Genomic DNA, 12,170 nt, shown 5'->3' with positions numbered 1-12,170 from the left:
AGAAAGAGAAAACAAAAAGATATTTTTATGCCCAAGGATCTCCTTGCCCCGTTCATAGGGTAAACAAGCATAAAAAAGTCGCTTATGATCCTTTAACCGGTGTTTCTAAGCCCTGCACTTATACCGTTTATGGTCAACTCGATCACCGATTTTATCTTGTCTATTTCCAACGCGGTTGGCGGCTGGCCTGCTCGATTGCGTTTGATCATTTCGACCTGAATATAATTCAGGGGATCGACATAAGGATTTCTGAGTTGTATAGACCTCTGAAGAATGGGTTCATGATCAAGGATATTATTTTGAAGGGTAATTTTAAGAATGGTTTCAACCGTCTTCTTGTATTCCGCTTCTATGATGGAAAATATTCTTTGGGCCAAATTTTTGTCTGAAGCCAAGTCGCAATATAACCTGGCAATATCGATATCGGTTTTAGCCAGGGAAAGTTGGGCGTTATCGATGACCGTTTGAAAGAAGGTCCACTTTTCGTACATCTTTTGGAGAATGGACAAAGCCTTTGGGCTTGTTTCAATCACCTTTTTTAAGCTGGAACCAATACCGTACCATCCAGGAATGACAAAACGGGTTTGCATCCAAGAAAAAACCCAGGGAATAGCCCTAAGATCTTCAAAATTGTTTAACCGAAATCTAAAAATGGGACGGGATGCGATTTTTAGAGAACCGATTTCGTTTATCGGGGTGACTTCCTGCCAAAAGCGCAAAAAATCAGGCTCTTGATGAAGGAGATGGGTATAAGCCCTATAACTTTCTTCAGCAATGCATTCTATCGTTTTTTCCCATGACTTGGGAAGAATTGTTTTTTTTCTACTTTTATGAATAGCGAGGAGAACACCATAAGTAGTCTGTTCAAGAATCCGGAAAGCGATATCGAAATCGTGGTAACGGGTTGAAAGGACTTCTCCCTGCTCGGTAATCCTGATTTTACCCTCTAATAGACCTTTGGGTTGGGCGAGTATGGCTTTTGCTGCAGGTCCCCCTCCGCGAGCTATTGTTCCTCCTCTACCGTGAAATAAAACGAGGCTGACGCCATGAACACGGCAGACTTCATGAAGCTTTTCTTGTATCTGAAAAAGCCACCAGTTTGACGTCATGTATCCACAATCTTTGTTGCTATCGGAATATCCGAGCATGACGATCTGTTTGTCGGAACGTTCTTGTAGGTACTTTCTATAAAGAGGATGAGAGAGAAGGTCCTGAAGGGTTTGTGGAGAAGACTTTAAGTCAGACAGAGTTTCGAAAAGCGGAGCAATGTCGATTGAACATCGGCATATTTTACACAAATAAAGGACTTCTAGGATATCGGAGAGCCCGGAAGTCATGCTTATAAGATAGCAACCGCAAACTTCTTTGCCCAGAATAGCTATAGACCGGGAAAAGACCAGGATTGGACCAAGGACTTCCTTAAGTTTATCCGAAGCTCGATTGTAAAGAGAATGCAGGGAAGGAAGGGGCCCTTCCAGCAACTTGTTGAGCAACCCTACCTTTTCCTTTTCATCAAGCAAAGCATAGGAAATTTCGGGATGTCCATTAAGTCGCAGTATTTCTTCAATAGCTTCCTCGTGAATGGCGGAATGTTGTCGAATATCCAGTGAAAAGATATGGATCCCGAAAACTTCGATGCATTGAGCAAGTTTTTGAAATTCTCCCTCGAGAAATATTCTCGTCTGTGGAGCGTCAAAATTTTCTTTCAAAGCTTCCAAGACTTCGGTAATAGCCTTCAGGGTCGTATCTGGCTTGCAATCATGAAAAAAATCGAGCAAGTCGTTCTCAGAAATTTTATTTATCGAGTTTTCCACTTCTTTTTTTAGAGCCAAAAGAACAAGCCGGTAAGGCTCATTGGGATACCTTTCATATTCTTCTTTGAGAGAGGGGAAAGACTTTAGCTTTTCATTCAACAGCCGGATAACTTTTTTTGTAGGAGGGATCCGTTGGCTTGAAATAGAGAAAATTTCAGAAAGCCGTTCGAGACTCTGAGAAACTTTTCTTAGGGCAAGGTTGCGTTGGAGAATGAACGTGGTTGCCGTAGTTTTCGTAGTGACCTGAAAATTGCCGTCGCGATCGCCACCAATCCAGGAACCAAAAGATATCCACTTGGGCTTTAAGGTTACTCCAGGATAGTAAATATCAAGGACTCTTTGCAATTCGTTATGGAGTTCGGGGATGACATCCCATAGGGTATGTTCGAAGTACCACAGCCCGGTGCGTACTTCATCCAGAACTTGAGGATTCTTTGATCTCGATCTTTCCGTGAGCCACAAAGAAGCGATTAATCTTTCAACGGTTGAATGAATGGCCGGGGAAGGCTTGGAGTTGAAAGATTCTTTTTTTAAATAAGAAGAAATTTCACACAGTTTATTTAATATCGTCTGCCTTTTTATTTCCGTGGGGTGGGCCGTAAAGACAAGCACGATTTCCATCTTCTCAAGAATTTCCTGGATCTCCTCTTTTTTAACCTTGGCCTTTTTTAACTGGGAGATCGCCGATTCTATGGACTCCTTGGGAATAGCTTTTTGGGGATGGTTGAGTTGATTGATCCGCCGTTTCATTAAAATTCGAACTCTATAGTTTTCTTCGGCAAGATTGACGAGTTCGAAGTAGCAGGTAAAAGCCATGGCCATCCTGTAAGCCATGTCTATGTCCAATCCTCGGACAATATCGGATAACTTCCGGGTTGCTTCTTCTTTGCCTTTACGGCTTTCTTTTGCCAATTTTCTTATCGTCTCTTCAATGGATAGGATTTTTTCTCCCTCAAGCTGGGTAATGACTTTTCCCAAGGTATCTCCAAGAAAATGGATGGTCCTGGATAAAAGAGAAAAATCATGTTCTGGAGAGATGCGCTGAAGGCTACTTAGCTGTTTTCTGACACTCACCGTTTATCCATTCTTTTAGCCATCTAAATGAAAAGCCTTTGGTAAAAATTTCAACTACTTTTAATTTTTGATCCTCCCTGATGTCCTCTCTTCATCCCATTGCTCTCTCCGGAGTTTGGAGTAAAATTTATCTTTTCTTTTTCCCTGGAAAGAAGGATTATAGAAGAAAGTTTTTTCGATGGATTCTAAGAAAAGAACTTCCTTGTCGCCGGAAATCTCGGGATGGATTGAAAGGTATATCCATTATCTTTTAGCTAAAAGTTTTTCTTTATACACGGTGAGAAACTATGTCCAGCCGTTGAAAGAATTTTTTTCTTTCGTGAAGTGGCAGCAGTGTAAAGAGCCGAAGATAGAAGAATGTCGAGATTATCTTTATTTTCTTTGCAAAAGGCCGGATTTAAAACCGAGTTCTATTCGGGTCCGATTTGCGGCTTTGCGTTCCTTTTTTAATTTTTTTTACAGAGAGAAAAAGATAAACAAGGAAAGCCCTTTTTCCCAGGTTATGTTGCCTAAGCCCGATCGTAATCTGCCGAGATACTTGAGCTTAGAACAGGTTCAAGCCTTGCTCAATGCTCCGCAAAAAAAATGGGAAAAGGAAAAAGAAAAGGGGAAAAAATCCAGGTGGAATGAGTGGCAATGGAAAAGAGACCAAGCGTGGTTAGAAACTCTTTATGGAGCGGGTCTTAGGGTCGGAGAGCTGAGTTCTCTTAAAAGGAAAAACTTTTTTCCCTCAGATCTAGCCCTTCTCGTCGAAGGGAAAAGGAAAAAAGAAAGGTATTGTATTCTCGGGGAAGTCGCCACCGCCTCCCTATGTTCTTATTTAGAAAGCTGTCCTTTTGAGTCGGAATTTCTTTTCGTTTCTTCCAGAGGAAAACCTCTTACGCCCCGTTTTTTCCAACTTTCTTTAAAAGAGTATTTAGCCATTGCCGGGTTAGATCAGTCGATAAGCCCCCATAAATTAAGGCATACCTTTGCAACCCACCTGTTAGAAGGAGGAGCGGATTTGAGGAGTATTCAAGAATTGTTGGGTCATGCTCATCTTTCGACCACTCAAATATATACGGCGGTCAGCGCAGAGCATCTAAAAGAATCTTATTTTAGAACTCACCCTAGGGCTTGAACAGTAAACCTATGCGTTCTTTTGTTATCCGGGTTCTTTATACTTTACTTTTCATTATTTTTACACTGTTTAGCTTGCCCTATTACTACGTGAAATTGCGCAGAAGGGGTAATCCTTTTGAAGGGATCGGGCAGCGGTTCGGGATGTATCCAAGGAAAAAAAATTCTTATTTAAAGGGCGTAGACTTATGGATACATGGGGTGAGTGTGGGAGAGGTCTTGATTGGGAAAGTCATTTTAAAAGAACTTTGGAAGATAGATCCCGAAATCAAGGTTGCCTTTACCACAACCACTTCAACAGGGCTCAGAATGGCGTTATCTGAACCAAGGGATAAGTGCTCGGTTTATTATTTTCCCCTTGACTTTCCTTGGGCCGTAAAAAGGACCTTTTCCTTTTTAAATCCTCGGTTAGTCGTTCTTATCGAAACGGAAATTTGGCCAAATTTTATCGAAGAATCGACAAAAAGAAAAATTCCCATTATCCTCTGTAACGCAAGGCTTTCGGAAAGGACGGAAAAATGGTACAAGTTTTTTTCTTGGTTCATGAAGCCTTTTCTTAACCAGTTAAGCTTAATTCTCGTTACCCACGAATCTGAAACGGAGAGATTTGCAAGGGTTGGATTTCCTCCTGAGAGAATATTTTGCATGGGGAGCATGAAATTTGATGTTGCCGATTATAGAACTGACTTGGAGAGAACCACGACATGGTGGGGAAAACTGGGATGGGATCAAGGCAGTTTAATTATTCTTGGAGGCAGTACTCACCGTGGTGAAGAAGAAATCCTGGTCAAGGCATTTATCCGACTGAAACAAAAGTGGCCTAATCTTCGCTTAATTTTAGCCCCTCGTCATGCAGAAAGAGCAAGGGAGATTAAAAGCCTTTGCCTGGATTATGGAATCAGCCCGGTAATGAGAACCGAGCTTGAGACAATTAATGATCTACAGCCTTCGTCGGATATTCTTATAGTGGATACAACCGGGGAGTTAAGGGCGCTTTATGAAAAGGCAGATCTTGTGTTTGTGGGTAAAAGTTTAACGGCAAAGGGAGGACAGAATTTTATAGAAGCGGCTAGGGCAGGGAAAGCGATACTGGTTGGTCCAAACATGCAAAATTTTAAATTGTTATTTAAACTCTTCTTAGACTGTGAAGCCCTTACCGTGGTCAAGGACGAGGCGGATTTTTCTCACAAACTCCAAGAGTTGATCGAAGATGAAAAAGCCAGAAAAATGATGGGGAAAAAAGCAAAATCGGTATTTATGAAAAATGTAGGAGTGGGAAGAAAAACAGCAGAAATCGTGTATAATTATTTGGAATATCAAAAGAGGCTCACCGCAAAAAGACCTTTTGAAAATCTGCTTAAAGAGGCTTCCTAGGAAATAAAGTATGCTTGAAAAAACACTGTGGAATTCTTTTTTTAACCCAATATTTTTTATACAATGAGCATAAGTTCATTTATTCAAACAGAATCTGCTGGATCTACGAGGACGACACGGAGAATCAAAGTAGAGGTTAAAAACTTGTCCTTTTCTTATGGGGAACGCAAGGCACTCAACGATGTCAGTTTTGAAGTAGAAGAAGGGACCATAGCCGGAATCCTGGGTCCTAATGGCAGTGGTAAAACAACCCTTTTTAGGATTCTTTCAACCCTGTTGCCCTTAACCTCTGGCTCTGTGAAACTTGCAGGGTTTTCTTATCCAGCAGAAGGAGCTCTCGCTCGTTCCGTATTGGGCATAGTGTTTCAGTCTCCAAGTTTGGATAAAAAATTGACTGTTGAAGAAAACTTACAGCATCAGGGTCATTTGTATAATTTGCATGGAAAGGATCTCCGTCAACGTATAGACGAACTGCTGGAACTCTTTCATCTTTCGGAAAGGAAAAAGGATCTTGTTGAAACTCTCTCCGGGGGGCTTCAAAGAAGGGTAGAAGTGGCCAAAGGAATATTGCATCAACCAGAGATTCTCATTTTAGACGAACCCAGCACGGGGATAGATCCGGCTGCACGTCGGGAGATTTGGAATTATCTTTTTACTTTGCGCAATGAATTCCATTTAACGATCTTGGTGACCACGCATCTCATGGAAGAAGCGGAACGATGCGATAAGGTCCTGATCATGGATAAGGGAAAGGTTGTTGCCTGGGATAGCCCGGATCAATTAAGGTCTTTAATCCCCGGTCTTATTCTTACGGTTCGCTCTTCGACTTTAGAGCTTTTGGAACAGCAGATCGTGAGCCTGGGCAGGACCCCGATTAAAGTGAATGGAGCTTTAGTTGTTGAATCTAAAAGAGGAGAAAATTATAGCTCCCTTCTTCAATTTGCGGCAAATTTATTAGAAAAACAACCTAACTCTATCTCCGCCTTGACTATTGCCCAAACATCTCTTGAAGATGTTTTCCTGCATTTGACTGGCCATCAATTTTTGATAGGAGAAAAAGAAGATGAAACCGCCTATTAGAAGAGTGGGGAACAATACCCTAGCCGTATATACTCTTTGGAAAAGGGAGGTCGTTCGGTTTTTGAGACAGAAAAACAGGATAGTCGGTGCATTAGGCACTCCTTTAGTGTTCTGGCTTTTAATTGGTTCGGGCGTGGGTCGTTCTTTCCATGCTCCCAATGGACAGAATTACTTGATTTACTTTTTTCCGGGGATGATGCTTCTTATCCTTCTTTTTACCGCTATATTTTCCACCATTTCTATTATAGAGGATAGGAGAGAGGGTTTTCTTCAAGCCGTGCTTTGTGCTCCTATATCCCGTGGATCGATCGTCGTTTCTAAACTTTTAGGAGGGACAACATTAGGGCTGTTGCAATCGCTTATAGTTTACTTTTTAGTTTTGCCCATGGGTATTCCTTTTAGTCTTGAGAGGTTTTTTGGTGTAGTCCTTACCTTGGCTTTACTAGGCATGGCGATGACCGCCGTCGGCTATATCTTGGCATGGCCCTTGGACTCGGTCCAAGGCTACCATGCTTTAATGAATCTTTTGCTGATGCCTTTGTGGCTTTTATCGGGTGCGCTTTTTCCTGCTGAAGGGGCTTATGGATGGATTAAAACCTTGATCTTTCTTAATCCCCTTTACTACGGCTTGGAAATGTTGCGGTTTTGGTTGAGTCCCTACTCCTCTCTTGATCTGGGAAAATTGTTGATGTACTTTTTTATTACCCTGCTGTTTTTCATAACCATGACAGCACTCAGTATTTGGGTAACCGATAAAATTAAAGTGAAACATCCATGAATTTACAAAATAAAGAAAGTCCCCAAAGCCTTATCAAAACATTAGTTGTTCTTTTCGTTTCCCTGGTGGCTATTTCCTTTTTCCTTAACCTGACTTCCAGTTATTTCCAAGTTAAATACTGGAAAGAAAGGTCAAACATGCCCAAGATCCGGCAGATTCCTCCTTTTTCTTTAATAAGGTCTGATGGGGTGACAATTACCGAACGAGAATTGAAAGGGAAAGTGTGGGTGGCCGACTTGATTTATACCCATTGTCCCGGTCCCTGTTCGACAGAATCCTTGAGGATGTCTCAGCTACAAAGCATTTTGGGCAAGCTCGAGGGAGTACGCTTGGTTTCCATATCCATAGATCCAGAAATGGACAATGCCCAGGCTTTAAGAAAGTATGCGGAAGGATTCCATGCCGACCCTACTTTTTGGTACTTTTTAACTGGGAAGTCCCAGAACATCCAGGATTTTGTCGTCAAGGGATTGGCTTTGGGAATGGGAGAAAATCCTCAAGATAAAAGGCAAGCCGAGGGAAGATTTTATCATTCCACCCAATTTGTTTTAATCGATCAAGAGGGCTTTATACGAAAATATTACGATGGATTGAACCAAAAAACCCCGAAAGATCTCTCTATAGACATTCTCCTTTTGTTGCAAGAAGCTTCAAAAAATAATAAAGGAACATAAAGGGTTGGAAAAGGTTAGCAATGAGGGGCCCCTTTCTTGCGCCATCCCGTGTAAAAAGGCTTATAGAATGGGATAGCGGAAAGGACGAGGATGTAAATTCGGCATTGAATTGAAGGAATCGAGGAGTAGGATCAACGATTTTAACTCCTGGGGAAGTAACAGGTTTTTATGAGAAAGAAAGGCGACTTTTTTTTGGGTGACCTGTAGGTAGTCCTGGGTAATGGAATGAAAAAGAGGGCAAGGAAAAAAGATGTTAAATAAAGTCTTTTGGTTGCGTTTTGTTTTTTATAAGCCGAAAGTCAAAAATGTCGATTAAGGATTTCCCAGCCATCAATGCCTCGTTAAACGCACTGACATTCTTTTTCCTTTTGCTAGGCTATATAGCTATAAAAAAGGGAAGGAGGGATGCCCATAAGATTTTCATGATTACCGCTGTTTTTTTATCCATAGCTTTTCTTTGTTGTTATCTCATTTATCATTACTTTCATGGCGCTACCCCTTTTCCACGGCATGACTGGTCAAGGCCCCTTTATTTCACCATTTTGACTACCCATACTGTTCTTGCTATCGTTAATTTGCCGGCTATTTTTTTAGCCGTTTATTTTGCCTTGAAAAGCAGCTTTGATAAACATACTCGGATTACAAGACTTCTATGGCCCAGTTGGGTGTATGTGTCTATAACTGGAGTGTTGGTTTATTTCATGCTTTATCATTGGTTTGTTAAGACCTAAAAATTGTCATTTCCTGTAAAATCAATCCTTGACAACAACTCCTGATAATCGATCCATTATTTCTAAGAGACTAAAGTTAAACAAAGGTTATTATCATGAATCGGTTTTTTAGAAAAGGGATGCTTGGTTTCATGGTCGGGCTTTCCTTCATGCTGGGTTCTTTTACGGGTTATTCCCAAGAAGCGGAATTTACCAAGAGCGAGGTCCAACAAGCTGTCCAGAAATACGTTTCCGAGAAAGCCCATGATGGAAAATTCCTATTTCATGACCCGATCTCCAACCAGGATCTCTCCCTCATCTTCGAAAAAGTTCGGATAGTGAGGTCGTTGGCCGGCTATGGATATTTTGCAACGACACAATTTCACGATAGCACCGATCCGTCTAAGCCTTACGAACTTGATTTTTGGTGGAAACCCAAGGGCAATGAACTTCTCCTGATGGATATTAGAGTCTACAAATTCCCAAAAAAAGAAGGAGACAGGTGGGTCTTGCAAACGCACTACCCCATTGCTTGGTGGTGGCTCCCTTCCACCGAGCATCCGGGAGAGTATGAACAAAAGAGGGCTTGGGAAGTTAAGGCGGCCATTCATGACTATGTCGCCCAAAAAATGAAAGAAGGAGGAGGGGTGTTTCATTTGAAAGATCCAAAAACAGGCAAAGATCTTGCCTTGGAATTTGTTGAAATTCATAATCCCGTGCGAAGGATACCGGGAAAGCAGTACTTTGCCTGCACCGATTTTCGTGAAAAAGGCGAACCTGAAAAATATTATGATATAGATTTTTGGTTTGATGAAAAACAGGGCAAACTCATAGTCAGTGACATTAAGATTCACAAGGAACCTGTTAAAGAAGGGGAGCAGTGGATCCAGGTTGAAAGATATTCTTTTGAAAAAGATCATCCACAAACCGTTCCTTAAATTACTTTGTCATCAATTTTCTGATCTTGGCAAAATTGGCGAAATGAAACATAGGAATCGAGAACTGATGAAAAAGAAATTCATTACTCAGGCGAAGATTGGAAACAACTGGATAGACAACCTAGGGAGTTTCGAGTTGATCAGTCCCGTGGATGGAAAAGTTATTGGGCTTGTTTCGGACTGCACCCCAAAGGAAGCTCTATGGGCCATAGAGGAATCTCAGAAGGCTTTTGAACAATGGAAAGAAACCCCGGCCGAACGTCGTTTTGAAATTCTTTCTTTGTGGGCTGAACTTATCATGAAAGAAAAAAACACATTGGCTGAAATCATGGCTTTTGAAATGGGAAAGCCTGTAAAGGAAGGGAAAAAGGAAGTTGATTATGCTTCAAGTTTTGTCAGGTGGTATGCCGAGGAAGCGAAACGGATTTATGGAATGACTATTCCCCCCTCTATAGCTTCCAAGAGAATTATCGTGAGTTACGAGCCTGTTGGACCTGTCTTGTGCATTACTCCATGGAATTTCCCATCCGCCATGGTGACAAGGAAAGCCGCCTCGGCGATTGCTGCAGGTTGCACGGTTGTTGTTAAGCCTTCCGAGCATAGTCCTTTAACCGCTCTTTTCCTCGTCGATCTTTGGGATAAAGCGGGAGGTCCTCCAGGAGTATTACAGGTTCTCCCTACATCGAAGCCGGAAGAGTTGTGCAGAACCTTTTTCGATGATTCTAGAATAAGAAAGGTCTCTTTCACCGGAAGTGTTCCTGTCGGGAAAGCTCTTTACGAGCAATCGGCTAAAACATTAAAAGGAGTTCTTCTAGAATTGGGAGGAAATGCTCCAATGATTGTATTTGCGGATTCCGACCTGGATCTGGCGGTAAGAGAAACAATTCAAGCCAAATTTAGAAACGCCGGTCAAGCCTGCATAGCGGTTAACAGGCTTTATGTTGAAAAAGGGATCGTTGAGCTCTTTTGTAACAAGCTCGTTGAAGAAACAAAAAAGCTCAAAGTAGGCAATCCCCTGGATGAGGAAACGGATATAGGACCGCTTGTCAGCGAAAAATCCCTTGAGAAAATCCGGCGGTTGCTTTCTGATGCTCTATCCAAGGGAGGCAAAATTCTCTATGGAGGAGAAGCCAAGGGATTATACTTTAACCCCACGATTATCCGAATCAACGATCCTGCTTCAGAGATCCTTACCGAGGAGATCTTTGGACCGGTTTTACCCGTTCTCTCCTTTGAATCCGAAAAAGAGGTAGTGAGGCTGGCAAATTCAACAAGTTATGGACTGGCCTCTTATATCATGACTTCCGATCTCAAGAGAGCATTTCGACTTTCCCATGCCTTGCAATTCGGTATCGTGGGTATCAACGATGGTAGGCCTTCGTGCTGCCAAGCTCCCTTTGGTGGTATCAAAGAATCGGGTATTGGTCGGGAAGGAGGGCAATGGGGAATAAGGGAATTTTTAGAAACAAAATACCTGTCTTTTAATCTCGAATAACAACTCCTCCTTGCCAATCGATTAAAAAGATCTTGCCGGCAGATTGCATGGAAAAGGGAGCAAGCGGCTAGCTGCTTATCCTGTTTAGTTATTGCCTGGATGTTGGAATCTAGATCAAGATATTATAAGCTTTGGGTAGTCTTGCTCAATCCTCTACAAACCCCTCCCGTAAGATTAATCGGGAATTCTTTCCAGGGCCTTTATTCTTTCATCGAGCGGAGGATGGGTGGCAAGAAGGGCAAGAATCCCCCCGGGTCTTCCGTTAATCTTAAAAGCATTCAACGCAGGAGAACGCTCATCGATAAAAGCGGACTCTCCTTCCATGATCTGTTTTAGCTTTTTGAGTGCAGAGATCATAGCTTCTTTGCCTGCAAGATGAGCTCCGCCGGCATCGGCACGGAATTCCCTCATTCGGGAATACCATGCTACAATAATAGAAGCTAAAAGACCAAGTACGATTTCTGAAATAAACATTCCCAAGTAAAAGCCTATGCCGATAGACTCTCTTTCTTCATTACGACTAAACAGCCGATCAACAAAGAACCCTATGATGCGGGAAAGAAAGACCACGAAGGTGTTTACGACACCTTGCAGCAAAGTCATTGTTACCATATCCCCGTTGTTTATATGGGTGATTTCATGGGCAAGAACGCCTGCAATCTGCTTTTTATTCATCTGTGAAAGAATACCCGTGCTGACGGCTACAAGAGCGTTGGATCTAGAGGGACCGGTAGCAAAAGCGTTGACTTCGGGGCTCTCGTAAATACCGACTTCAGGCATGCGGATATTCGCCCGCTTGGCGAGCTCAGCAACGGTTTCAACCAACCATCTTTCAGCTTCGTTCGAGGGTTCTTGTATAACGTGGATGTTGTAAGCCATTTTGGCCATCCACTTGGATATAGCCAGGGAGATAAAACTACCCGTAAAGCCGACGACCATGGAAAATAAAAAGAGCGTTTGATAGTCTATTCCATAAGCATTAAGCCATCGGTCCAGGTGCAATAACGAAATAAACAACGTCAAAAGAAAAATAACGGCGATGTTCGTAAGCGTTAACAAAAAGATGCGTTTGAACATGCTATATATATAACGATGGCTTTTAAAATTTGCAAGT

The 12,170-nt window shown here is 42.1% G+C and carries 10 protein-coding genes; 8 read left to right on the top strand and 2 right to left on the bottom strand.

The genetic code is table 11. The annotated features are described in order from the left end of the window. Window positions 1–92: 92 nt before the first annotated feature. Window positions 93–2,888: a phosphoenolpyruvate carboxylase gene (gene ppc, locus MINF_RS07690; RefSeq protein WP_012464075.1), complete on the bottom strand. Its 2,796-nt coding sequence runs from the start codon at window positions 2,886–2,888 to the stop codon at window positions 93–95. A gap of 178 nt (window positions 2,889–3,066) precedes the next feature. On the opposite strand from ppc, the gene MINF_RS07685 reads away from it, so the two are divergent. The 8 genes from MINF_RS07685 to MINF_RS07650 all read left to right on the top strand — a co-directional run bounded on the left by MINF_RS07685 (window position 3,067) and on the right by MINF_RS07650 (window position 11,056). Then, window positions 3,067–4,008, top strand: coding sequence for a tyrosine-type recombinase/integrase (locus tag MINF_RS07685; protein WP_079200437.1), 942 nt, complete (start codon window positions 3,067–3,069; stop codon window positions 4,006–4,008). 11 nt (window positions 4,009–4,019) lie between these two features. Continuing rightward, entirely contained in the window at window positions 4,020–5,381 is a 1,362-nt protein-coding gene (locus MINF_RS07680) for a 3-deoxy-D-manno-octulosonic acid transferase (RefSeq protein WP_148205198.1), read from the top strand. Window positions 5,382–5,444: 63 nt separating this feature from the next. Then, window positions 5,445–6,461 (top strand): ABC transporter ATP-binding protein, encoded by a 1,017-nt coding sequence (locus tag MINF_RS07675; RefSeq protein WP_012464071.1) that lies wholly within the window; start codon window positions 5,445–5,447, stop codon window positions 6,459–6,461. After that, window positions 6,445–7,239: an ABC transporter permease gene (locus tag MINF_RS07670; RefSeq protein WP_012464070.1), complete on the top strand. Its 795-nt coding sequence runs from the start codon at window positions 6,445–6,447 to the stop codon at window positions 7,237–7,239. The genes MINF_RS07675 and MINF_RS07670 overlap by 17 nt, the downstream gene beginning before the upstream one ends. Beyond that, window positions 7,236–7,913, top strand: a complete 678-nt coding sequence (locus tag MINF_RS07665; RefSeq protein WP_012464069.1) for an SCO family protein — start codon at window positions 7,236–7,238, stop codon at window positions 7,911–7,913. Before MINF_RS07670 ends, MINF_RS07665 begins: the two co-directional genes overlap by 4 nt. Window positions 7,914–8,218: 305 nt before the next feature. Beyond that, complete coding sequence (locus MINF_RS07660) at window positions 8,219–8,644, top strand: DUF420 domain-containing protein (protein ID WP_012464068.1); 426 nt, start codon at window positions 8,219–8,221, stop codon at window positions 8,642–8,644. Between the two features lie 95 nt (window positions 8,645–8,739). Then, on the top strand, window positions 8,740–9,561 hold the full coding sequence (locus tag MINF_RS07655; protein ID WP_148205197.1) for a hypothetical protein: 822 nt from the start codon (window positions 8,740–8,742) through the stop codon (window positions 9,559–9,561). Between the two features lie 43 nt (window positions 9,562–9,604). Further along, window positions 9,605–11,056 (top strand): NAD-dependent succinate-semialdehyde dehydrogenase, encoded by a 1,452-nt coding sequence (locus MINF_RS07650; protein WP_079200467.1) that lies wholly within the window; start codon window positions 9,605–9,607, stop codon window positions 11,054–11,056. A 174-nt stretch (window positions 11,057–11,230) separates the two neighbouring features. Here the strand turns inward: MINF_RS07650 and htpX are convergent, their stop codons facing one another. Next, a complete protein-coding gene (gene htpX / locus MINF_RS07645) occupies window positions 11,231–12,133 on the bottom strand; it encodes a protease HtpX (protein ID WP_012464065.1) in 903 nt (300 codons plus the stop codon). Window positions 12,134–12,170: the final 37 nt, after the last annotated feature.

Origin of the sequence: Methylacidiphilum infernorum V4, from assembly GCF_000019665.1 — a bacterium.
Classification (GTDB): domain Bacteria; phylum Verrucomicrobiota; class Verrucomicrobiia; order Methylacidiphilales; family Methylacidiphilaceae; genus Methylacidiphilum; species Methylacidiphilum infernorum.
Note: the sequence above shows the minus strand (reverse complement) of the source record. Positions and strands in the feature narration are given on the sequence as shown.